This is a genomic window from Bacillus cereus group sp. MYBK220-1 (genome assembly GCF_051916445.1).
Classification (GTDB): domain Bacteria; phylum Bacillota; class Bacilli; order Bacillales; family Bacillaceae_G; genus Bacillus_A; species Bacillus_A cereus.
On record NZ_JBQAGQ010000003.1, the window covers coordinates 527,034 to 550,586 of the forward strand.

A 23,553-nucleotide genomic window follows, 5' to 3' on the forward strand; every position below is an offset into this window, starting at 1 on the left:
ATAACCTTACGAAGGTAGGTGTGAAAATGAGTAACTTGTGGATATTTGGTTTTCAGGCTTTATGGAGTCCAATCTTTTTATTATTTATGCTTTCGATTCTTATTGGGTACTTCTTAATTATTGGGCCATATAGAATGCGATTTGAAAATGCGACGAAGGTAAGTAAGAAGCAAATTTTTTATTTTACGACTGGTATTGTTCTTTTGTATTTTGTAAAGGGAGGGCCTATTGATTTAATTGGCCATATTATATTTAGTGCTCATATGTTTGAAATGGCAGTCATGTATATTGCAGTTCCACCGTTACTGTTGCTTGGTATACCAATTTGGTTATATCGTTACATTACTTCTTTTAAGTTTGTTCAAATTATATTAAAGGCATTTGCTAAACCGCTTATTGCGTTATTTGTATTTAACGGCCTGTTTTCTTTTTATCATTTACCAGTTGTTTTTGATACGGTAAAACAAAGTCAAATAGCTCATCCTATTTGTCTCGCTATATTGTTTTTTACAGCAATCATGATGTGGTGGCCGATGTTAAATCCATTACCAGAATATCAAACGTTAAGTGATATAAAGAAACTTGGTTATATGTTTGCTAACGGCATATTATTAACGCCTGCATGTGCGTTAATCATTTTTGCGACAGCCCCGTTATTTGCAACGTATACGGATCCGGCTGCTTGGATGAAAGCGATGGAACTATGTGTACCAGCGGGCACTTTATCAGATTTAAATATAACGGGACCAGAATTTTTGCACTGGATGCCAGTCGTACAAGATCAGCAAACTGGTGGTATCATAATGAAAATTGTCCAGGAAATAGTGTACGGTACAATTATAGGCTATGTATTCTTTAGATGGGCACGTAGAGAACGTGAAAAGGATAAGGAGCAGTTGCAACAATTGCCGCCGTATTTACAGATTAAGTAAAAAAGTGTATGGGATTCCATGCGCTTTTTCTTTTTAGCTACCTTAAAAAGATTGAATTTTCTAACTTTTTATGTTAAGTTAGTGTAGGCGTGTACTAAAAGTGGAGATAAAATTTACTACTAGCTTTCATGCGTAATAATTCCATATGTAGTGCAAGTTTTTTAGAGAGTTACAAATATATATTGTTATCTTTAATAAACACGAACTATTTTAAGGGGGAGTTTAAATGGGTAGTAGTGGAAGTATGGTAAAGCCGATTAGTGGTTTTTTGACAGCACTAATTCAATATCCAGTACCAGTAGTAGAATCGCGTGCAGACATTGATAAACAAATTCAACAAATCATAAAAACAATTCATTCGACCAAATCAGGTTACCCTGGTTTAGAATTGATAGTATTTCCTGAATATAGTACACAAGGGCTCAATACAAAAAAATGGACTACAGAAGAATTTTTATGCACAGTGCCTGGGCCAGAAACAGACTTATTTGCTGAGGCATGTAAAGAATCTAAAGTATATGGTGTTTTTTCAATAATGGAGAAAAATCCTGATGGTGGAGAGCCATATAATACAGCAGTTATTATTGATCCACAAGGTGAAATGATTTTGAAGTATCGTAAGCTAAATCCTTGGGTGCCAGTCGAGCCTTGGAAAGCTGGAGATTTAGGCTTACCTGTTTGTGATGGACCTGGAGGAAGTAAATTAGCTGTTTGTATTTGTCATGATGGCATGTTCCCTGAAGTAGCTCGTGAAGCGGCCTATAAAGGTGCAAATGTCTTAATTCGTATTTCTGGATATAGTACACAAGTTAGTGAACAATGGATGCTAACCAATCGTTCAAATGCATGGCAGAATTTAATGTATACATTGTCGGTAAACTTAGCGGGTTATGATGGCGTATTTTATTACTTTGGTGAAGGACAAGTATGTAATTTTGATGGGACTACTTTAGTACAGGGACATCGAAATCCTTGGGAGATTGTTACTGCTGAAGTATATCCAGAACTAGCAGATCAGGCTAGATTAGGATGGGGATTGGAAAATAATATATATAATCTAGGTTCAAGAGGATATGTAGCAACTCCTGGTGGGGTGAAAGAAAATCCATATACGTTTGTAAAAGATTTAGCTGAAGGTAAATATAAGGTTCCTTGGGAAGATGAGATTAAAGTAAAAGATGGATCTATTTATGGATATCCAGTAAAAAAAACGATTCATTCTTAGGGAAGGGAAATAAAACAAGCGCATCATATTGATGCGCTTGTTTTTGTTAATCAATAATTTGAAATTCTTTTAACTCTTTTTCGACATTTTGTAGGAGTTGTTCGCTTTTTTGAAGTACATTCGTTGGGAAAGTCTCATCATCACCATATTCAACGCCGTGAGGATAATAATGTTTTCCTAATAAGGGGGGAAGTAGTTTTACTTCAGCGTGTCTACTGCCAATGTCACCTTCAACAGCAACTCCTTGCACTCGTAAATAATAAACATCCTTTAATATTTCAAATTTATAATCGTATGTAACTCGCTCATAATCCCACTGTCCGGCAAGTACGAAGTGGTTGTTTTCCATGATTTCAGTTAAAAGAGTTAATTCAACGACGGCTCCATTAAATTTCGTATTTTTAAATTGCATATAATACCTCCTTTTTTAATGTTACACCATTATTTTTATAATAGTATGAATAATAAGAAAGTGCAATTCATATTGAGAGAAAAGGGATAATCCAGACTTTTTTCACAAAAATATGATATAGTGAAAAGAGTACGGTACACACAAAAAGAAAGAAAAGGATTTGTGTATATCTCAATTTTATGTTTTGTTCAGGAGGTATATCGTTTGAAGAAATTATTGCGTATCGTAATGATTACATTTTTAATTTTAGCTGTTGATTTATACGGGAAATTACTCGTTTCACAATATATATTAACCCCATCTCAATCAAAGCAAGAAAATAAAATTGTGAAAAAGAAAAAGCAAATTAAGGAAGACTCCTCAGACACTGTTTTAAATATGATTGGTGAAGACTCTGAAAACTTATTAGCGAAGTGGGGAGAACCCTCTCGAATAGAGCCATCTGCATACGGATATGAATGGTGGGTATACAACCAGGATTTAACTCAGTATGTTCAATTTGGAGTTTCTGAACGTAAAGTTGTAACGGCATACGCAGCTGGTGAACAAGTTAAGGTTCCACCTTATTATATAAATGAAAAATATGAAGAAGTATATAAAAAAAGTCCGCTTTCGCATGAAATTTCATTAAAAAGAGGGAAAAATAGTTATCAATTTGAGCTATCTGATACCGAAGTCATGGAACAACCGTTAATACCTGTAGAAGATGGATGGGCGCAATTGTATTTTGATCAATTTACACATGAGCTTGTTGGTGTTCGTTATATGGATGATGAAACTTTATTACGCCAAAGACCGTATCAGCTCGTTTATTCAGGTGAATTAATAGCAGAACAACCATTGACTCCAGAAAAAATAAAACAAGTAGAAAATGGGAATATGCAACAAATTTTTGATTTAACAAATATCATTCGAAGTCGTCATAAATTACCATTATTAACATGGGATCAGGAAACAGCAGATGTTGCTGTTGGTCACAGTAAAGATATGAAAGACAATAATTATTTTTCTCATGACTCACCTACATTAGGTACACTAGGAGATCGTTTGCAGCGCGGGAAAGTAGGATTTCAACTTGCTGGTGAGAACATAGCGGCGCAACATAGTGATGGAATTGCGGCAGTGCAAGGTTGGTTAAATAGTGAGGGGCATAGAAAGAATTTATTAAATGAACAATTTACAGGATTAGGTGTTGGTGTATACGATAAATTTTATACACAAAACTTTATTCGAAAATAAAGTGAAATTGTAAGCGGTGGGGTGTTAACATCACCAAATTAGTTACTTCGTATTCACTGAATTGTAGGTGGGAATCTGACCGTATGCAAATAGCAGAAAAAAAGGTGCATGAATCGTCTAAAAATAGGCGAACCATGCGCCTTTTTTTTCTTACTATATAGTAGATATACATGGAGAGGTGAGGATTATGCCAACAACAAAAGGACCGTTACATCCATCGGTTCAACAGTTTAAAGAATTTGTAAACCATCACCCTAAAATGGTTCATGAGGTTAGAAGTGGTCATAAAACATGGCAACAATTTTATGAAGAATGGTACTTACTTGGTGAAGAAGATCCAATATGGGCAACTTATAGACCGGATGGAGCGCCTGCGTTTTCTTCGGTAAAAGAAAATAAAAAAGAAAAAGATAATCGAACTGAAGAGGAAAAAACTGCTGATGTGATGGGGCAAATGCTTTCTTTTTTTAAAAAGTTGGACGTGGAACAAATGCAGAACCATTTAGCCAATGTGACGAGTGCAATTGGGAGCGTGCAACAAGTTATTCAGCAATTTCAAGGTAACCGTACGCAGCAAGAGCAAAGTACTTCAGAAAATAACCCGTTTTTCTTTCAAAAGGATTAGGGGGAAAGATGATGAGAGCAGAAATTATGGAGTTTATAAAGGTTGATGAGGATTTATCTCGCTATATTAGAGAGCAACCGTACTGGTATAGAAAATTAACACGAAATCCTGAAGAAAAAGAGGCTTTTGAGTTAGCGGCGATGCAACATTTCAAAAAAACAATACCAGATAAAGTGGAAAAGTTTCAAAATCAATTGGCCGTTGCTTCGATCATGATTGATATGTTTCAGTATATGAAGCAACAAAATGCAACCTAATTGGAAGTGAAAAATATGTCCGTCATGCAGAACTTTTGTTACAATAGAGGTTGATTATTTAAAAAGGAGTTGCAGCATGACGGAAATTTGTTTAGTACGACATGGACAAACTGATTGGAATTTTCAAGAAATTATTCAGGGGCGAGAAGATATTCCGCTTAATGAAGTTGGTAAGAAGCAAGCGAGTCAGAGTGCAGCTGCTTTACAAGAAGAAACGTGGGATATCATTATAAGTAGCCCGTTAATTAGAGCGCAAGAAACGGCTAATGAAATTGCAAAGACAGTTGGATTACAATCGATTTTATTAGATGAGCGATTTGTTGAACGGAATTTTGGAGAAGCTTCAGGGAAGCCGGTTGCGGCTGTTAGAGAGTTGATTGCTGAAGGTAAAGTAGAAGGTATGGAGCGAGATGAAGAGATTGTAGCTCGTTGCTTTGCTGCTTTAGAAGATGTTGCGACAACTCATTTTGGCAAACGTATTATTATTGTTGCTCACTCACACGCGATAAAAGCGATTTTACATGCCATTGAACCAGATGAAATTACATTTAAGACACCATTAAAAAATGCGTGTATTAGTTATGTGAAACAAAATAGTGGAAAGTGGGATGTTCTTAAATATAATATAGCGGAACATATTAATGTATAAGTGTGTACGGATATAGTGTAAAAATAGTTTCATTATATCTTTCTTTTGAGTAAGTCACTTCAATTAGTAGTTCTAATCTAAATGTGGTATGATGGATACTCGGAGGTGTCTCTCATGATTGTAGCGACGCTAGAAAGCGTATTAATATTAGATAAGGCAGAGCAGCTTGCAAAAGCGATTATCTGTTCAGATATAGCAGAAGATTATCGTAAGTATTATAGAGAATTACATGAAGATATGGAACTTCAGACGCTCATTCAGCAATTTACAGCGATGAAAGAACGGTATGAGGAAGTACAGCGTTTTGGAAAATACCATCCTGACTATACTACCGTGTCAATGAAAATGAGAGAATTAAAGCGTTCTGTGGACTTACATGATAAGGTTGCAGCTTTTAAAAGAGCAGAAACTGCTTTGCAGAAGTTATTAGACGAAGTTAGTGTAGCAATCGGTTCGGAAGTGTCTTCTTCCATTAAAGTGCCAACAGGAAATCCATTCTTTGATGCTGGTGGCTGTGGTGGAGGTTGTGGTACTGGCGGAGGTTGTGGTTGTAAAAAAACGGGGTGATGTACCCCGTTTTTTAGAAGTTGGAAGAAAACGTATACAGAGTTTGTCCTGTAATGTTATAAATTTCTGATTGGTTTTCATAGAATATAAAATATATGTTTTTAAAAGGAGAAGATGGAGAAGATTATGTTCGGGCAACGACAAAGTATGATTGTTTATTTACATTCATTGAAACATGCCAAGATTTTAAGGAAATATGGTAACATACATTACATATCAAAACGATTAAAATATGCTGTAGTATATTGTGATATGGAACAAATTGAGCATATGATGCATAAGTTGAACAAACTTCCTTTTGTGAAAAAGATAGAACAGTCGTATCGCCCGTATTTAAAAACGGAATTTGAAAATTCCCGTCCTGATCGAGCAAAAGAATACGATTATAGCTAATAGAAAAAATCCCCGGCTAAATTTAGCCGGGGATTTTTCACTTGAAATAACGTGTTATTTCATCGGAGGAATGAAATTGTTCATTCGTAAAATACCAATTAAATGATTAAAAAATAGTTCTTTTTCTGGGAAAGTTGTAGATGGTTTTACAGTAAAGGTAGCCACTTTTTTTTCGAGTTGTTCCGCCGTTTCTTCAAATAAAATGACACGTTTACTTTTTTTATTTTCAAATACAGGAATGCCTTCACGACATATGTATAATGGTTGGAAATCACCAGTAGTAGTTGGTTTTAATATTACAACAAGCGAACATACTTTTTTATCGTTTTTTATCGTTTCAAATTGTAACATATGTGCTATACGTTCTTGATTTGTTTTGGCAATTTCAAGTAATTCATATAAATCAGAGTAGCCTTCTCCAAGTTCTATAAAGCGTTGAATCATATCTTTTCCTCCTCTTTCTTTTACTGTACCATTTCACTTTTTAAATGAAAAGCACACAAAGAAAAAAAACCCTGCATAGCAGGGCCCTTCTTATACTAGCATGTACTAGTAAGAAGGCAAAGGGAGAGGAGAAACCGGAGGAAGAACTTATGGGGAAACGTAAGTCTTCTCCGCGGTTGGCAACAACATCGAAGGTGATGTTGTTATAATTATTTATGTCCAATCTAAATGAAGATATACATAATGAAATTAAATTTTATGTTGGGCTTTTTATTTTTCTTTTTTTTATTTTGTGATAGGATAAAAAAGATAAAGTGGAACTAATATACATATTGGGTTCATATTAGTGAATGATGAGATGAATACATAAAAATAACGAGAGGTTATTTGAGGCCGAGTTTTCCTATAGTTAGGTGAATGTGGTTTGTTAACGGTTACCGAAGTGGGAATGGCTTTCTATAATCGCTCGATAGATTGAAATAAAGGTAGTGACAACAGATGAGAGTAGTTTCAGGAAAATGTAAAGGACACCCACTTAAAGCGGTTCCTGGTAATACAACACGTCCAACGACAGATAAAGTAAAAGAATCTATTTTTAATATGATAGGTCCTTATTTTGATGGTGGTATCGCCCTTGATTTATTTGGTGGTAGTGGTGGTCTTGGAATTGAGGCTTTGAGCAGAGGGATTGATAAAGCAATTTTTGTTGATCGGGATAGTAAAGCGATAAAAGTAATTCATCAAAATTTAGAAAGTTGTAGAGTACAGGAACAAGCTGAAGTATATCGAAATGATGCTGAACGTGCAGTAAAGGCGCTAATAAAACGTGAAATGTCATTCGATCTTATATTGATAGATCCTCCATATAAAGAGCAAAAAATTGTATCTTTAATTAGTATAATGGATCAACATGGATTGCTACATAGTGATGGATTAATTATGGCAGAGCATGGTAATGATGTAGTTTTACCTAATTCAATAGGAAGGCTTGTAAAAGTACGAGCTGAGAATTATGGGATTACTGCAATATCGATTTATAAGTATGAAGGTGAGGGGACAGAATGACAAGTATAGCTATTTCTTCAGGAAGTTTTGATCCAATTACCCTTGGGCATCTGGATATTATTAAAAGGGGAGCAAAAGTATTTGATGAGGTGTACGTAGTCGTTTTAAACAATTCATCAAAAAAACCATTCTTTTCAGTTGAAGAGCGATTAGAATTAATTCGAGAAGCGACAAAGGATATCCCGAATGTAAAAGTAGATTCGCATAGTGGGCTATTAGTAGAGTATGCAAAAATGCGTAATGCAAATGCAATATTACGTGGTTTACGAGCAGTTTCTGATTTTGAATATGAGATGCAAATTACTTCTATGAATCGAAAATTAGATGAAAATATTGAAACATTTTTTATTATGACAAACAATCAATATTCATTTTTAAGCTCGAGTATTGTAAAAGAAGTTGCGAGGTATGGAGGAAGTGTAGTAGATCTTGTACCTCCTATTGTAGAACGTGCTTTAAAAGAAAAGTTTCAAACCCCGTTAAAGTGAACGGGGTTTTTCTTTATATGTGCGCAAAAATAATAAAATAACATATAAGTATAGACAAAATAATGTGAAAATTGGTCCATAATGTATAAAAGATGTCCAAATTTCATGTAGTATAGAAGGATGCTCGGATAAAAATACAGGAATATCTTTTGGCATAGGCGAGAAAGAACTCACTTTCTCATAAAATGGTGTCCAAAATACAAATGTAAAAATAGGGGCAAGAATACTTTGAATAATTCGTGCGAAAAAATAGGGTTTAAATCGGATATCTGTTTCAGCTAATATGCTAGCAACTTGTGCCTGAATAGAAAGACCACTAAATGCTAAAATGAAGCTTGTTACCATAGCTTGTTGTAAGAGCGGTGTTTCATTTATTTGACTAATCATTTGGCTTCCGAGTGTCATTTCGAAAATACCTGATAATATAGGTATACTAAAATCTGTACTTAGTTGGAAGAATGATAAAATATGTTGCATAATAAAAGAAAGAGCTGCTGTAATGTGAAATACAGTAATCATTTTATTTAACACAGAGAATAAAATAATAAATCCGCCAATCATAAGTAATGTTTGAATAGAAGAAACAATGGCATCCCCAAGTAATTTACCAATTGGTCTTTTTTCTTGTAAGCGTGTCTCGTGAAGGATTAAAAAAGGGTTTTGAAAGCGACGTTTTTTTGTAGTGTGTGTATTAATTTTGTAAGCGGTATTATCGCCGTAAAAACGCATAATTAATCCGACAGCAAAGTTACTGAAATAATGGGCAGCGGCTAATATAATTCCTAATTTCGGATTATTAAAAAAACCGATAGACACAGCACCGAAAATAAAAAGTGGATTAGAAGAATTTGTGAAAGAAACGAGGCGCTCCGCTTCAATCTGAGTTAAAAGATTGCTTTTTCGTAGTCTAGCGCTTAATTTGGCGCCTGCAGGGAAACCAGAAGCCATTCCCATCGCCCAAACAAATCCGCCTATCCCTGGAACGCGAAAAAGTGGGCGCATGAGTGGTTCTAATATAACGCCAATAAATTTTACAACACCGATACTAATTAGAAGTTCCGCAATGATGAAAAACGGTAGTAGTGAAGGGAATACAACTTCCCACCATATATTTAACCCGCGAATAGAAGCTTGCAAAGCGGCTTGGGGGTGGAGTACAAGAGAAAAGGTTAAAAATAGCGTTGATATGGTAAGGAAAGCGGTTTTCCATTTTTCATACATGTAAGTAAATCCCCCTTTGTCCCAAAAAACGTTCATTTCAGTATACGTGGATACGTAGTGAATTTAGACCATAAGTATGAAAAAGGAATGAAAAAAATTAAAGGGTGAGAAAAATGAAAGAACCAAAGATTGGTTTAGCACTTGGGTCTGGAGGAGCGAAAGGGTTTGCTCATATTGGTGTAATAAAGGTTTTAAGGGAAGCGGGTATCCCTATTCACATGATTGCAGGAAGTAGTATGGGGGCGCTAATAGGTACGTTTTATGCGGCAAGTAGCAACGTTGAAAGATTGTATAAATTGGCATCTGTTTTCAAGCGGAAGTATTATTTAGATTTCACGGTACCGAAAATGGGATTTATTGCTGGAAAACGTGTCAAAGATATGATTAAAATGTTTACATATAATAAAAATTTAGAAGAGTTAGATATCCCGACGGCTGTTGTGGCTACTGACATATTGAAGGGGGAAAAAGTGGTTTTTACAAGTGGGCCAGTTGCAGATGCGGTGAGGGCTAGCATATCTGTTCCTGGAGTGTTTGTACCAGAAAAAATAGATGGAAGATTATTAGTGGATGGTGGAGTCATTGATCGCATCCCAGTATCGGTTGTGAAAGAGTTAGGGGCCGATATTGTTATCGCTGTTGATGTATCTCCAATTAAGGTAAATGGCGATGTTACGTCCATTTATGACGTAATCATGCAAAGTATTGAAATTATGCAGCATGAGCTTGTAATGAATCGGCAAATTGCATCGGATTTAATGATGCGACCAGCTGTAGAGCAATTTAGTTCACGTGCTTTTACAAACATTGAAGACATTATTCGAGTTGGAGAAGTAGAAGCAGAAAAACATATTTCAAATATTTATTTATTAATTGAGCAGTGGAAGGAGAAACATAATGTTTAAGCGTTTTCGGTTTATATATGCAATCTTAATAGGGGTTATATTGGCGATGTTACTTGTTTACGTACGTTTACCGTATTATATAACAAAACCAGGAATGGCTGCCAAATTAGAGCCTTATGTTCAAGTTGAGGGTGGAACGAAAGAATCTGGTGATTTTATGCTTGTTACGGTTTCAATGGGACCAGCAAATGTGGTGAATTTAATAGCGGCACAGTTTAATAAATATACACATATTTCGAAAGCGGAAGAAATATTGCAAAAAGGTGAGAGTGATGAAGAATATCAATTTCGCCAAAATTATGCGATGAAAGATTCACAAAATGCAGCAATTTATAATGCATATAAACGTGCAAATCGCTCAGTATCTTTTGAAAATAAAGGTGTATTAGTTGCTGGTGTGGCAAAAGGAATGCCGTCAGAAGGAAAGCTTAAGCTTGGTGATGTTATTATAGCTGTTGACGGAAAAACGTTTGAAAAGACGGAGCAATTTATTGAATATATGACAGGGAAAAAAGAAAATGATGCTGTAAGTATTGAGTACATGAGAAATGGAAAACAATTGAAAGAGAATTTAAATGTAAAGACGATTCCTAATGGGAATGGACGTGTCGGTATAGGTGTTTCTATCGTTACGGAAAGAGAATTAGTGGTCGATCCGAAAGTGAAAATTAATTCTCATGAAATTGGTGGACCATCCGCAGGTTTAATGTTCACATTAGAAATATATAATCAACTTGTGGAAGAAGACTTAACGAAAGGACATGAAATAGCTGGAACAGGTACAATTAATGAAAAAGGAGAAGTGGGCCCGATTGGTGGTATAAATCAAAAAGTGGTGGCTGCTAGCGATGCTGGGGCTGAAGTGTTCTTTGCGCCAAATGAAAAAGGTGCGGAGAAATCGAACTATAAAGATGCACTTGAGACTGCAAAGGATATTAAAACAAAAATGAAAATTGTACCAGTGGATACGCTGGATGATGCGTTAACATATTTAGAAAAGATGGATAAGGAAAAAACCTCTCTGAAATAGAGAGGTTTTTTATAGGAATTTTGTAGTTGTTTCATCATAGCGAATAGGATGGTGTGTTATATCCTGTTTTAATAGTTGTGTGCGTAACGGTTCGTGCATGATGGAGAAATATACAGAGTTTGCTTTTTTCTCTATATCTAAAGCGGCATGGTCGAATGTTTTTGTATGAGTAAGGATTGGAAGTTCGATTTTTTTCTTATTTTTTGAAAGGTAAGTTTGTCCTTTTTGTGACATGCCTAGCAGGCGAATATATGGTGCGTGTTGTTCTATATTTGCGCTACGTATATCCTCTTTTGTTGTGTTTGTTAAAATGTGTGTACAAGCTCTTTGTAATCTAGTCCATGTATAACGTTTTGTTTTTAATGCTTCCATGAATGAATAGAAGGAGGAACTGTTTTGTATTTTTGATAAAATACGATGCTCTAAACCTTCTTCTATTTCATATATATGTCGTAAGTCCCCTGGAGACATCGTCATGAGTCTATATTTAAAAAATGAAAAGTATTGTTCCCAATTATGTAATATCCCGTAGTTTTGTTTGTAATTTGCTAAAAGCGAAGTGGTTGCCTGTGGGAGAAAAGGTTCAATTGTTGTAAATGATCCTTCTTCGCTAAAGAGTTGTTTTCGGATGCTTGTCGCGCTTGCAATATGTTGGTCATTAAATGTTTCATCGTGATAATGAGAGGCAAATCTTTTTATAGTTTGAGCTTGTATAGAGCTATTTTGTGACAGAATTGCTTTCATATATTGGAAGCCTAAAATATTATTTGGTTGTGACATATCTATGTTTTTTTCAGATGTTAAAATGTGTGAGAAAGCATCCGATGTTGCTTTTGCATAACTATTACCAGCGTCCATGAATTGTTTTACAAGGCAGTTAAAAGTCTCTTCTTCGTTTTTTTGTATGGAGATGGTATTATAAAAATTTTCGATTTGTCCATCCTCACTACCGAAACAAATTTCGGAAACACGTAGGGCATTTAAAATGGAAATAGCACCATTTGCGAAGGTTTCAGCCTTTTGTGTTGCAAAGACGTATGGAAGCTCTACAACAAGGTCTACGCCGTTTGCTAAGGCCATTTTAGTGCGATACCATTTGGAAATGAGTGCGGGCTCACCACGCTGTAAAAAAGGACCACTCATAACGGCAATTATTATATCGGATTGTGTTAACTTTTTTGTCTGTTGCACATGATAAAGATGACCGTTATGAAAAGGGTTATATTCAACAACAATACCACCAGCTTTTATGGTAATCTCTCCTTTCGATGTAGCATCTTTTTGAAAAACGTGATACTCTATATATTATTTACTATGATGACTTCATTATAGTGTAAAGAAAAAACATTGACAAATATAAAATGGCTAGCTATAATTTTGTTTGTTGCCTTGAGGTGATATGATATGAAATGGTCCATCCATCAATTGAATAAATTGAGAAATAAAGGATTGACATTGGATGAGATGGTAGATGTAAGTGAGCTAAAAGAGGTCGAGAAAGATATTCGTGAAATTAATCCTGTTCATGTAACGGGAAGAGTTGATTTTGGCTCCGGTAAGTTTACGTTTCATCTACATATAACTGGAAGCATGGTTTTACCATGTTCTCGCTCTTTAGTAGATGTGACATTACCATTTGACATTAAAACAACTGAGGTGTTCCAAACTTCACAAGAAGAATTTGAAACTGAAGCTGAAATTCATTCTTTAGAAGGAGAAGTACTTGACTTACTGCCCGTAATCAAGGAAAATATACTTTTGGAGATTCCAATGCAAATTTTCAGTGATGATGTTTCTGGTGGAGCACCGACGCAAGGTCAAGACTGGCAAGTGATTTCGGAAGAAGACAAAGAAAAGACTGTTGATCCAAGATTGGCAGGACTTGCAAAGTTTTTTGACAAATAATCGGAAGACTGGTTCAGGCCTTCATATGAAAATAACTATTTCTTTTAAGGAGGTGGGAAGAATGGCTGTACCTTTTAGAAGAACTTCTAAAACAGTAAAAAGAAAGCGTCGTACGCATTTCAAATTATCAGTACCTGGTATGGTAGAGTGCCCAAGCTGTGGTGAAGCGAAATTAGCTCACCGTGTATGTAAAGCATGCGGTACTTACAAAGGTAAAGAAGTAATCAGCAAGTAATTGCGGGAAAATAAACGCAGAAGATATCTTCTGCGTTTATTTTTTTTGTCTTAATCTTTAGTTGTTGTATTCTATCTTTTCTAGTAACTGCATATGCTTAATAAAAAATGCATAGGGAGGACTAGAGAGATGGCGACAACAAGACAAGATGCTTGGACTGATGATGAAGATTTGCTTCTGGCAGAAGTAGTACTCCGGCATATTCGAGAAGGTGGAACACAACTTTCTGCCTTTAAGGAAGTGGGAAAAAATTTATCTCGTACACCAGCAGCATGTGGGTTTAGGTGGAATTCTTACGTAAGAAAGCAATATAAAGAACGTATTGAGGAAGCAAAGCAACTTCGTAAAGTAGAACATTATGAAGTGAAAGAGACAAAGGTGTTAGAACCTACGTCAATTACGTTGAATGATGTTATTGATTTCTTGCAAAATTATAAAGATGAAAACTCTTTAACGGTGTTGCAACAACAAGTTGAATCATTACAAACAGAAAGAGAGCGCCTTCTGGAGCGATTATCAGTATATGAAGAAGAGTATAGAACATTACTTGATTATATCGATCAAAAAAGAAGTGTAATGGTAGCGGAAAGAAACAATGCTCGCTCGAATGAGAAGTTAGAGAAGCTTAAGAAATAAAAAACAGCTGTTATACAGCTGTTTTTTTATTTCTTAAGCCGATTCTTCGTTTGTAACCGCATTCAAATTTGTTTCTGGATGCCAAATATAAAAATCACCATCAGTTACTGATACGGGGTTGAAATTTAATTTATCCCAAAAACCAGCTGAATGAATACGTGCTATTGTTTTAATAGGAAATTGCATTTGTTTCGCATGATTTACAAGCATTTGCCCGAATCCTTGTTTTTGAAAAGTTGGTAATACTTCAAGTTTATAAAGTTCTAGGTAAGGACCTGTAATTTCGAATGGTTCTCCGCCGTTTCTTTTCATATATAGACTCATACGTGCGATTAGTGATCCACCATAATAAATGCCGTAAAATGGAGATTCACTGTCGTTTTCAATAATGTTTGCTTGCAATTCTTCCAGCATAGATAGTTCTTGGGCTCCGCACCCTTTAAATTTTTTGAATTCATCTAACGTTTTATAATTGATGAGCAAGCGCTCAACTTTTGGGAATCCCATTACATCACATCCTTTTGTTATCTTGTTGAATGCAGAAAAGTAAAAATATTTACAATAATAGTATAACTCATTTTTTTATTTTTATGAAGAAGATAGTATATTTCTTTTATTATTTTTTTGAGGATTTGCTAAACTAAGAGTATAAGTGTATTAATAGGCAGTATTATACATAGCGAAAAAAGAGAGTGTATTTGTTTGGCAGAGGACAACGAAATTATAGGGCGTGCTCATGTACTTTAAAAAGATATAAAAAGGAGGGGAGGCAAGGGCGCTTAATGTGAATCCCTTGTGTGAAAATGAAAATTGGAATTGTCGGACCAGGTGCTATTGGTCTATTGTATACATTTTATTTACAAAAAAGTAACCAAGATGTTACGTTGTTTACAAGAACGGCTAAGCAGGCTGAAGAGTTGAATGAAACAGGTGTAACTTGTATTAGAGATGGAAGATGTGAAACAGTATATCCATCTGTTTTACCGATAGAAAGTATGGTAGCACAAAATTTAGATTATATATTTATTTCTGTGAAGCAATATCATATAGATGACGTACTACCGTTTGTGGAAGGGGCATCATCATTAATCTTTTTGCAAAACGGAATGTCGCATCTTCAAAAGATGCTGAAAATAGGGAGTGAAAATATAGCTGTTGGTATTGTAGAACATGGTGCGAAAAAAGAGGGAGGGCATATCGTTCATCATACTGGGATAGGGGTAACAAAATTTGGAGTGGTTTGTGGTCAATCTATACATTTCAAGAAAATATTCCGTTATTTTCCTGTTACTTATTTTCCAGTTCAAATAGAAACGGATTGGGAAGAGATTATGCACAAAAAATTAGTAGTAAATGTATGTATCAATCCATTGACAGCACTATTGGGAGTTAAGAATGGTGAATTAATCACGAATCGTTTTTTTTATCAAATGATGGAGCAAGTGTTTCAGGAGGTCGCATTTCTTATTAGAGGAGAAAAAGAAATGGTATGGCAAATGGTACGAAATGTGTGTGAAGGAACGTCTCGTAATACATCCTCTATGTTAGCGGATGTAAGAGCGAATAGACAGACGGAAATTAATGCGATTGTTGGATATGTATTAGAAGAAGCTAAGAAACAGCAACTACCAGTTCCGACACTTCAATTTTTGTTCGATGCAATAAAAGGGTTAGAAACAAGAGTATAAGTGTTATTCTTTGCTTTTACGTGAAACATTGACTACAATGTGGATTGGTGAGAGAACTGGATACGAAAGGAAGAATTATATGGAGATAAAAGAAATCTCTGTTCCGCAACAAGGTGTTGTAGCGGACTATATGAACGGTAAAAAAGAGATACAGTCATGTTTTGATTATATGTTAACAGAAGATGCTTTTAAACAACGTTTACATGATTTGCGTGAAAGGGAGTTTTTCCGCCAAGATTTAGTAGCGCATTTATTAGAATATAATACAAAATTACAAGCGGGAGAATCTACACTTCAAAATGTAAAAGCGCTTGGAGATGAAAATACATATGTTGTTATAGCTGGACAACAAGCAGGGTTATTAACTGGACCGCTTTATACAATTCATAAAGTTATTTCAATTTTACAGCTTGCAAAGGAAAAGGAAGAAAGTTTAGGAGTTAAAGTTGTCCCTGTCTTCTGGATTGCGGGTGAAGACCATGATATGGATGAGATTAACCATACTTTTGTAGCGAAAAATAAAAAGATGAAAAAAACTATTTTTTATGACCGTAATCCGAAAAAGGCGAGTGCTTCTGAGTCTGAACTTTCTGTTGAAGATTGTAGAAATTGGATTGAAGAGATTTTTAAAACATACCCAGAAACAAATTTTACAAAGGATGTATTAAAATTTGTTGAAGATGCTTTGAAAAAATCGAATACGTATGTAGATTTCTTTGCTCATCTTATTACGAAAATCTTTGCTAATTCTGGTTTAATCCTTGTTGATTCACATCATCCTGAATTAAGAAAGTTAGAAATTCCATTTTTCAAGCGAATTATAAGTAAGTATAAAGAGATACAAGAGGGGCTTCGTAATCAGCAAGAAGTAATTAAAGAACTAGGATACAAACCGATTATTGAAACGAAGTCTCATGCAGTGCATATATTCATGGAAATAGATAATGAACGAGTATTGCTTGAAGATCAACAAGGTAAGTTTGTTGGAAAGGATAGGGCGCATTCCTTTTCATACGAAGAGTTGATTGAAGAGATGGAGAGAAATCCGGCACGTTTTAGTAATAATGTTGTAACACGTCCTCTTATGCAAGAGTATGTATTTCCTACGCTCGCATTTATTGGAGGTCCAGGAGAATTAGCTTATTGGAGTGAATTACAACAAGTATTCCATACTGTCGGTTTTCAAATGCCACCTGTCGTTCCTCGTCTTACAATTACTTATGTGGAGAGAGATATAGCGACGGATTTATTTGATTTGCAATTGAGAGAAAGTGATCCGTTTTTAAATGATGTCGATAAATTGCGTGAAAACTGGTTGTCTAATCAAATAGAGGAACCGATTGATGATCATTTTGAAAAGGCGAAAAAAGAAATTGCCGATATTCATACATCTTTACAGCAATTTGTAAAGAAAATAGAGCCAGGGTTAGGTGCGTTTGCAGGGAAAAACGAATTGAAAATTAATGAACAAATTGAACTGCTGGAAAGAATGTTGAAAAGAAATGTTGAGAAAAAGTATGAGGTTCAGCTAAATAAATTCCGCCGTATACAATTCGCACTTCGTCCATTAGGTGCACCGCAAGAACGTGTGTGGAATGTATGTTATTATTTAAATCAGTTTGGTTTGGATTTCGTTGATCGTGTAATGGAAAACCCTTTTTCTTGGGACGGAAAACATCATGTTATAAAACTATAAAATCTTGCTCTTTGGAGCAGGATTTTATTTTTATTCCGTTGAATTTACTGTGAAGTGATTTTTTTCTGAATTATCAATCAAAAAAGTGTTAAATATGGCAATTGTGTTGGATACTTAAATATATGACAAAATAGCACAAAATGTAAACGTATTATTCGCTTTTTCGACAGTTTTTTATTTAAATTCCCGCAAAAGATGATAAAATTTAGTATATAATAAAAGAAAATAGCGATTTGTATAGTATGTTGCCTTTGTTGGTAAGTTAAATGAGTCGTTCTTTCGTATTATTTCATTCTCTAAGCGTGAAATATGTGTTTAGAGGAAGGGATACATTCAACATAATTAATTGGAAAAAGAGTAGGTGCAACAATGTTTAAACACGTAACAGTGCTTTTAAAGGAAACAGTAGACGGCTTAGATATAAAGCCAGATGGTACATATGTAGATTGTACACTGGGGGGAGGAGGACATAGTTCTTATTTATTATCCCAATTAACTGAAGGTGGAAAATTAATAGCGTTTGATCAAGATGAGATAGCGATTCAAAACGCGAAAGAAAAGTTCTCTTCATACGGTGAACAGTTTATAACAGTAAAGAGTAACTTCCGTTATTTAGCTGAAAAACTGCAGGAAATAGGTATAACAGAAGTAGACGGTATTTTATTTGATTTAGGTGTTTCATCCCCACAATTAGATACACCAGAACGAGGCTTTAGTTATCATCATGATGCACCGCTAGATATGCGGATGGATCAAGATGCCCCATTAACAGCGTACGATGTTGTAAATAGCTGGTCATATGAACAACTTGTAAGGATTTTCTTCCAATACGGTGAAGAGAAATTTTCAAAACAAATTGCAAGAAAAATTGAAGCTTATCGTGAGAATAAAGCTATTGAAACGACAGGAGAATTAGTAGAGCTAATTAAAGAAGGTATTCCGGCTCCTGCTCGCAGAACGGGTGGGCATCCTGCTAAGCGAGTGTTTCAGGCAATTCGTATAGCTGTAAATGATGAATTAAAAGTATTTGAAGAAGCATTGGAATCTGCTATTGAGATGGTTAAGCCAGGTGGAAGGGTTAGTGTTATAACATTCCATTCATTAGAAGATCGTATTTGTAAAACAACGTTTAAGCGAAATAGTACAACGCCACAATTGCCGCCAGGATTACCGATTATTCCTGATGAATTTAAGCCGAAATTAAAGCTTATTACAAGAAAACCGATTTTACCTTCTGATATAGAGCTAGAAGAAAATAATCGTGCGCGTTCTGCGAAGTTGAGAATCGCTGAAAAACGATAAAAGGGAGAGAGAGGTATGACTAATTTAGCTGTAAAGTACAAACAACAAGCGCAAGAAGAGGTGCAAATTCAAACGCCCCCACAGCAGATGGCTAAGCCGAAGGTTAAAGCGAAAATTACAAGAATCGAAAAACTGTTGTATGTAGCGTTTATTGGCTTTTTATTGTATGCCTGTGTCGCGTTTATTGGAAATAAAGCAGGCCTTTATCAAGTTAATGTAGAAGCAGCGACGATAGAAGAAAAAATTGTACAGCAGCAAAAAGAAAATCAAGAATTACAAGCTGAAGTAGAGAAGTTAAGTCGCTATGAACGGATCGCTGAAGTTGCAAAAAAACACGGGCTAGAAATTAATGCGAATAATGTGAAAGGCCTCAAATAAGGCAATAGGTGTGAAGGAACGATGAAGAAGAATATGACTAAATTTCATACCAATAAGGGAGCAGGTTATTTTATGATATTTTTCCTCCTGCTCTTTTTGCTGTTATTAGCCCGATTTTTTTACATACAATCAACAGGAACAGTTCATAATCAGGATTTAGATGCACTTGCTAAACAAAAGCATAGTAAAACAGGAGTTCTTGAAGCGAACCGAGGAACCATTTATGATCAAAACGGTCATGTGTTAGCGCAAGACGCAAACTCTTACAAAATGGTAGCTGCACTAAAAGGTGCTAACTCAGTTGAGAATAAAGAAGATACTGCAAAGAAAATTGCAGGAGTACTTGGAAAAGGCGAAGAGGATATTTTAGCTTCTTTAAACAAGGAAGGTAGAAGTCAAGTCGAATTTGGAACGTTAGGCAAGGATTTGACGAAAGAAAAGAAGGAACAAATAGAAGCGTTGAAGTTGCCGGGAATATCTTTTATTACAGAAAATGCAAGGGTGTATCCAAACGGTGATTTTGCATCTTACGTTATAGGTCATGCAAAACCAAATGAGAATGGAACCTCGGTAGGTCAATTTGGCATAGAGAAAAGCTTGGATAAATACTTAAGTGCTTCGAACGGAGAAGTAGCATATACAGGTGATCGTAAGGGTGTGTCCCTTGATGGGGGAAAAGTTAATGTAAAGGCACCTAAAAATGGAGATAACGCTTATTTAACAATTGATCAACGTGTCCAAAGTTATTTAGAAGACGCGATGAAAGCAGCAAGTAAGCAATATGAGCCAGAAAGTTTAATAGGGATTGTTGCAGATCCGAAAACTGGGAAAATATTAGCGATGTCTACTAAACCTAGTTATGACCCTAATGATCGCCAAATTAAATATTTCTTCAATGACGCGATTGCCAATGCATTTGAACCTGGATCAACAATGAAAATTTTTACGTTAGCGGCAGCTATTAATGAAGGTGTGTACAAAGGACAAGATTATTATCAATCCGGGACATATCAAGTCGGAAATAGGAAAATAAAAGATCATAATGGCGGTGCTGGTTGGGGCTCTATCACGTTTGATGAAGGGGTAGAGCGTTCTTCAAACGTAGCGTTTGCAATTTTAGGAGATCAAAAACTTGGTCCAGAACGTTTCCGAAAATATATTCATAGTTTTGGATTAGATGAAAAAACGAACATTGATTTATCAGGTGAAGGATCGAATACAATTTTATTTGATCAGCAAATACAACAAGTGACAACAGCTTTTGGACAAGGTTCCACTGTAACACCAATTCAGCTTGTACAAGCTGCAACGGCCATTGCAAATGATGGGAAAATGATGAAACCTTATGCAATTGATAAAATTGTAGATCCGATAACAGACAAAGTAAAATTAGAACATAAGCCAGAAGAAGTAGGAAAACCTGTTACAAAGGAAACAGCAGCGCAAGTAAGACAGTTATTAGAACGTGTTGTTACATCTCCGAAAGGTACAGGGACAGCTTATAAAATTGATGGATATTCAGTTGGTGGTAAAACAGGTACAGCGCAAATTCCGGATGGAAAAGGCGGCTATATGACAGGAAGACAGAATTATATATTCTCATTCTTAGGTATGGCACCAATGGACGATCCACAACTTGTCGTGTATGTAGCTGTTAAACAGCCGAAATTAAAAGATGACGAGAACGGCGCACAACCTTTAGCTGATATTTTTAAATATGTAACAAAAAATAGTTTAGAGTATTTAAAGATTAAGCCAAATGAAGTGAAAGATCCGAAAAAACATCTGAAAGAACAACAAACTACTGTTCCAGATGTAACTGGTAAAACGATGGCTGAAGCGGGGAAAGCGATTGATAAAGCAAAACTTCGTCCAATCGTACTAGGTGAAGGGAAAGTACAGCAACAAGTACCAAAAGCGACTGAACAAACATTAAAAGGCGACCGAGTCTTCTTGGTAGGAGATAAGCCTACAATGCCAAATATACAAGGATGGGCACTGCGTGATGTTATGAATTTAGCGAAGACATTACAGCTTAACTTGAAACCTTCTGGTACAGGATACGTAACAGAACAAAGTGTGGCGGAAGGAACATTATTACAACCTGGTACAGAATTAGGTGTCACACTCGTACCGCCACTCGAACCACAGCAAGAAGCAGAAAAGCCGTAATGGTAAAAGAGAATAAGTTCTAATTAAATAAGTACAAGCATATATTGGAACAAGCTAGGCGTAAGGGAGGCTTGTTCCGATATGCGTGTATCAAATGTAACAGTTAGAAAACGACTTATTTTTATACTTATATCAGGTATACTTATTTTCACTATTATCGATATTCGTCTTGGATATGTGCAATTTTTTCTTGGGAATATGTTAACGGATCGTGCGAAAGATTCATGGAGTCGTAATATTACTTTTGAACCCGAACGTGGGAAAATTTTAGACCGAAATGGTGTGGAACTTGCCACGAATAAAAGTGCTCCAACTGTCTTTGTTGTACCGAGGCAAATTGAAAAACCAGCAGAGACTGCAGAGAAGTTAGCTGCAGTATTAGGTGTGGAAAAAGATGAGATTTATAAAAGGATTACAAAAAAAGAATCGATTGTAAGGTTAGATAAAGGCGGAAGGAAAATATCACATGACAAAGCGAAAGAAGTACGAGGATTAAGTTTGAAGGGCGTGTATATCGCAGAGGATTCTATCCGGTACTATCCATTTGGAAACTTTTTATCACATGTATTAGGTTTTGCAGGTAGCGATAACCAAGGTCTTATGGGACTAGAAAAATATTATGATAAAGAGCTAAATGGGGACAAAGGTCATGTGCGTTTTTTTGCAGATGCGAAAGGACAAAGGATGCCTAATGTTGGTGATGATTTCAAAAAGCCAGAAGCTGGTTTAAATTTAGGATTAACAATCGATGCGCGTATTACAAGGATTATGGAAAGAGAAATGAATATTGCGGAGTCAACTTATAATCCTGACGGTATGATTGCGATTGCAATGAATCCTAAAAATGGTGAAATTTTAGGTATGTCTAGTCGACCGAGTTTTGACCCAGCGGATTTTCAAAGTGTCTCTCCAGAAGTGTATAACAGAAATCTACCTGTATGGAGTACGTATGAGCCTGGTTCAACATTTAAGATCATTACATTAGCTGCAGCATTGAATGAAAATTTAGTAGACTTAGAGAAGGATACGTTTTATGATGATGGAGCAGCTGAAGTAGGTGGAGCTAGATTGAAATGCTGGAAAGCAGGAGGTCATGGCAGTCAAACGTTTTTAGAAGTCGTTCAAAACTCATGTAACCCGGGATTTATTGAACTTGGTGATCGCCTTGGTAAAGACCGATTATTTAAATACATTCGTAATTTTGGTTTTGGGCAGAAGACTGGAATTGACTTGCAAGGTGAAGGCAGTGGGATTTTATTTAATTTAGATAAAGTTGGTCCAGTAGAGCAAGCAACAACTTCATTCGGCCAAGGGGTTTCTGTTACACCAATTCAACAAGTAGCAGCTGTAGCGGCGGCTGTAAATGGTGGAACATTGTATCAGCCGTATATAGCTAAGGAGTTTATTGATCCGAAAAATAATCAAGTTGTTAGTAAAAAGACACCTGTTGAGAAAAGAAAAGTTATTTCCAAGGAAACTTCAGAAAAAGTTCGTTATGCATTAGAGAATGTTGTAGCGAAAGGTTCTGGTAAAGGTGCTTATATTGATGGATATCGTGTAGGTGGAAAAACGGGTACTGCTCAAAAGGTGAAAGATGGTAAATATTTAGAGAATAATTATATAGTATCTTTTATCGGATTTGCTCCAGCGGATGATCCAGAGATTGTTGTGTATGTTGCTGTTGATAATCCAAAAGGGGTTACACAGTTTGGTGGAGTGGTAGCAGCTCCGATTGTCGGGAATATCCTTCGAGATGCGCTTCCTGTTATGGGAGTGAAACCGAGAAAAGAACAAGTTGAGAAAGAATATAAATGGGGCGATACACCAACTGTGGAAGTTCCGAATTTAATTGGAATGAAAAAGAAAGACTTACAAACACAACTCGTCGATTTGAAGCTTGATATAAGTGGAGATGGAGAGAAAGTAATTAAACAATCACCAGAAGCGGGAGCTAAAGTAAAAGAAGGCTCAAAAATTAGAATTTACTTCGGGAATTAAAGGTAACATAGTACGTTTTATGGTACAATTGGTGGAAGTGAGTTCTTTATAGAACAGTTACTTAATTTGAGACAGTAAGTGTCTCATTCAT

At 35.7% G+C, this 23,553-nt stretch carries 26 protein-coding genes; 21 read left to right on the forward strand and 5 right to left on the reverse strand.

The window, feature by feature from the left end; all coding sequences use genetic code 11:
- Window positions 1-26 precede the first annotated feature (26 nt).
- Window positions 27-932 carry a cytochrome c oxidase assembly factor CtaG gene (ctaG, locus tag ACTFRU_RS16540; protein ID WP_000069022.1) on the forward strand — a complete coding sequence of 302 codons (906 nt, stop codon included), beginning with the start codon at window positions 27-29 and terminating at the stop codon, window positions 930-932.
- A gap of 226 nt (window positions 933-1,158) precedes the next feature.
- A complete protein-coding gene (locus ACTFRU_RS16545; RefSeq protein ID WP_000535802.1) occupies window positions 1,159-2,157 on the forward strand; it encodes a formamidase in 999 nt (332 codons plus the stop codon).
- A 46-nt stretch (window positions 2,158-2,203) separates the two neighbouring features.
- Here ACTFRU_RS16545 and ACTFRU_RS16550 read toward each other — a convergent pair whose 3' ends face one another.
- Window positions 2,204-2,569 (reverse strand): YugN family protein, encoded by a 366-nt coding sequence (locus tag ACTFRU_RS16550; RefSeq protein ID WP_025709069.1) that lies wholly within the window; start codon window positions 2,567-2,569, stop codon window positions 2,204-2,206.
- A 204-nt stretch (window positions 2,570-2,773) separates the two neighbouring features.
- On the opposite strand from ACTFRU_RS16550, the gene ACTFRU_RS16555 reads away from it, so the two are divergent.
- The 6 genes from ACTFRU_RS16555 (at window position 2,774) to ACTFRU_RS16580 (ending at window position 6,299) form a co-directional block, all read left to right on the forward strand.
- Entirely contained in the window at window positions 2,774-3,808 is a 1,035-nt protein-coding gene (locus ACTFRU_RS16555) for a CAP domain-containing protein (RefSeq protein ID WP_000735378.1), read from the forward strand.
- 187 nt (window positions 3,809-3,995) lie between these two features.
- Entirely contained in the window at window positions 3,996-4,433 is a 438-nt protein-coding gene (locus tag ACTFRU_RS16560) for a YlbD family protein (RefSeq protein ID WP_001143346.1), read from the forward strand.
- An 11-nt stretch (window positions 4,434-4,444) separates the two neighbouring features.
- Window positions 4,445-4,690, forward strand: coding sequence for a YlbE-like family protein (locus ACTFRU_RS16565; RefSeq protein WP_264622622.1), 246 nt, complete (start codon window positions 4,445-4,447; stop codon window positions 4,688-4,690).
- A gap of 76 nt (window positions 4,691-4,766) precedes the next feature.
- Window positions 4,767-5,339, forward strand: coding sequence for a histidine phosphatase family protein (locus tag ACTFRU_RS16570; RefSeq protein ID WP_000134946.1), 573 nt, complete (start codon window positions 4,767-4,769; stop codon window positions 5,337-5,339).
- A gap of 114 nt (window positions 5,340-5,453) precedes the next feature.
- Complete coding sequence (locus tag ACTFRU_RS16575; protein ID WP_000634366.1) at window positions 5,454-5,906, forward strand: YlbF family regulator; 453 nt, start codon at window positions 5,454-5,456, stop codon at window positions 5,904-5,906.
- A 126-nt stretch (window positions 5,907-6,032) separates the two neighbouring features.
- Window positions 6,033-6,299 carry a YlbG family protein gene (locus tag ACTFRU_RS16580; protein WP_002082261.1) on the forward strand — a complete coding sequence of 89 codons (267 nt, stop codon included), beginning with the start codon at window positions 6,033-6,035 and terminating at the stop codon, window positions 6,297-6,299.
- 54 nt (window positions 6,300-6,353) lie between these two features.
- Here the strand turns inward: ACTFRU_RS16580 and ACTFRU_RS16585 are convergent, their stop codons facing one another.
- Window positions 6,354-6,743, reverse strand: coding sequence for a DUF7147 family protein (locus ACTFRU_RS16585; RefSeq protein WP_000616016.1), 390 nt, complete (start codon window positions 6,741-6,743; stop codon window positions 6,354-6,356).
- 498 nt (window positions 6,744-7,241) lie between these two features.
- Here ACTFRU_RS16585 and rsmD point away from each other — a divergent pair, with 498 nt between their 5' ends.
- Complete coding sequence (gene rsmD / locus ACTFRU_RS16590) at window positions 7,242-7,808, forward strand: 16S rRNA (guanine(966)-N(2))-methyltransferase RsmD (protein WP_001266978.1); 567 nt, start codon at window positions 7,242-7,244, stop codon at window positions 7,806-7,808.
- Window positions 7,805-8,296, forward strand: coding sequence for a pantetheine-phosphate adenylyltransferase (coaD, locus tag ACTFRU_RS16595; protein WP_000200601.1), 492 nt, complete (start codon window positions 7,805-7,807; stop codon window positions 8,294-8,296). Before rsmD ends, coaD begins: the two co-directional genes overlap by 4 nt.
- On the opposite strand, the gene ylbJ is transcribed toward coaD, so the two are convergent.
- Window positions 8,288-9,517 (reverse strand): sporulation integral membrane protein YlbJ, encoded by a 1,230-nt coding sequence (ylbJ, locus tag ACTFRU_RS16600; RefSeq protein ID WP_000273082.1) that lies wholly within the window; start codon window positions 9,515-9,517, stop codon window positions 8,288-8,290. The genes coaD and ylbJ overlap by 9 nt on opposite strands.
- A gap of 113 nt (window positions 9,518-9,630) precedes the next feature.
- Here ylbJ and ACTFRU_RS16605 point away from each other — a divergent pair, with 113 nt between their 5' ends.
- Window positions 9,631-10,422 carry a patatin-like phospholipase family protein gene (locus ACTFRU_RS16605; RefSeq protein WP_000662588.1) on the forward strand — a complete coding sequence of 264 codons (792 nt, stop codon included), beginning with the start codon at window positions 9,631-9,633 and terminating at the stop codon, window positions 10,420-10,422.
- Entirely contained in the window at window positions 10,415-11,452 is a 1,038-nt protein-coding gene (locus tag ACTFRU_RS16610; protein WP_000476280.1) for a SepM family pheromone-processing serine protease, read from the forward strand. The genes ACTFRU_RS16605 and ACTFRU_RS16610 overlap by 8 nt, the downstream gene beginning before the upstream one ends.
- A gap of 9 nt (window positions 11,453-11,461) precedes the next feature.
- Here ACTFRU_RS16610 and ACTFRU_RS16615 read toward each other — a convergent pair whose 3' ends face one another.
- Window positions 11,462-12,643 (reverse strand): nucleotidyltransferase, encoded by a 1,182-nt coding sequence (locus tag ACTFRU_RS16615; RefSeq protein ID WP_002182932.1) that lies wholly within the window; start codon window positions 12,641-12,643, stop codon window positions 11,462-11,464.
- A gap of 213 nt (window positions 12,644-12,856) precedes the next feature.
- Here ACTFRU_RS16615 and ACTFRU_RS16620 point away from each other — a divergent pair, with 213 nt between their 5' ends.
- The 3 genes from ACTFRU_RS16620 to ACTFRU_RS16630 all read left to right on the forward strand — a co-directional run bounded on the left by ACTFRU_RS16620 (window position 12,857) and on the right by ACTFRU_RS16630 (window position 14,228).
- Window positions 12,857-13,357: a YceD family protein gene (locus ACTFRU_RS16620; protein ID WP_000872149.1), complete on the forward strand. Its 501-nt coding sequence runs from the start codon at window positions 12,857-12,859 to the stop codon at window positions 13,355-13,357.
- A 61-nt stretch (window positions 13,358-13,418) separates the two neighbouring features.
- Window positions 13,419-13,592 (forward strand): 50S ribosomal protein L32, encoded by a 174-nt coding sequence (gene rpmF / locus ACTFRU_RS16625; protein WP_001984764.1) that lies wholly within the window; start codon window positions 13,419-13,421, stop codon window positions 13,590-13,592.
- Window positions 13,593-13,721: 129 nt separating this feature from the next.
- Window positions 13,722-14,228: an RsfA family transcriptional regulator gene (locus ACTFRU_RS16630; protein ID WP_000246467.1), complete on the forward strand. Its 507-nt coding sequence runs from the start codon at window positions 13,722-13,724 to the stop codon at window positions 14,226-14,228.
- Window positions 14,229-14,261: 33 nt separating this feature from the next.
- Here ACTFRU_RS16630 and ACTFRU_RS16635 read toward each other — a convergent pair whose 3' ends face one another.
- Window positions 14,262-14,735 (reverse strand): N-acetyltransferase, encoded by a 474-nt coding sequence (locus tag ACTFRU_RS16635; protein ID WP_000506694.1) that lies wholly within the window; start codon window positions 14,733-14,735, stop codon window positions 14,262-14,264.
- A gap of 296 nt (window positions 14,736-15,031) precedes the next feature.
- On the opposite strand from ACTFRU_RS16635, the gene panE reads away from it, so the two are divergent.
- The 6 genes from panE to ACTFRU_RS16665 all read left to right on the forward strand — a co-directional run bounded on the left by panE (window position 15,032) and on the right by ACTFRU_RS16665 (window position 23,462).
- The gene (gene panE, locus ACTFRU_RS16640) at window positions 15,032-15,916 is read left to right on the forward strand and encodes a 2-dehydropantoate 2-reductase (protein WP_002182931.1); all 885 of its coding nucleotides are present in this window, start codon (window positions 15,032-15,034) and stop codon (window positions 15,914-15,916) included.
- Window positions 15,917-15,995: 79 nt separating this feature from the next.
- A complete protein-coding gene (gene bshC, locus ACTFRU_RS16645) occupies window positions 15,996-17,612 on the forward strand; it encodes a bacillithiol biosynthesis cysteine-adding enzyme BshC (protein WP_025709063.1) in 1,617 nt (538 codons plus the stop codon).
- A gap of 369 nt (window positions 17,613-17,981) precedes the next feature.
- Window positions 17,982-18,914, forward strand: coding sequence for a 16S rRNA (cytosine(1402)-N(4))-methyltransferase RsmH (gene rsmH, locus ACTFRU_RS16650; RefSeq protein WP_000472508.1), 933 nt, complete (start codon window positions 17,982-17,984; stop codon window positions 18,912-18,914).
- Between the two features lie 15 nt (window positions 18,915-18,929).
- A complete protein-coding gene (gene ftsL / locus ACTFRU_RS16655) occupies window positions 18,930-19,292 on the forward strand; it encodes a cell division protein FtsL (RefSeq protein WP_000182804.1) in 363 nt (120 codons plus the stop codon).
- 21 nt (window positions 19,293-19,313) lie between these two features.
- Window positions 19,314-21,464, forward strand: coding sequence for a penicillin-binding protein (locus tag ACTFRU_RS16660; RefSeq protein WP_000739963.1), 2,151 nt, complete (start codon window positions 19,314-19,316; stop codon window positions 21,462-21,464).
- Between the two features lie 81 nt (window positions 21,465-21,545).
- On the forward strand, window positions 21,546-23,462 hold the full coding sequence (locus tag ACTFRU_RS16665) for a stage V sporulation protein D (protein WP_001266234.1): 1,917 nt from the start codon (window positions 21,546-21,548) through the stop codon (window positions 23,460-23,462).
- Window positions 23,463-23,553 lie beyond the last annotated feature (91 nt).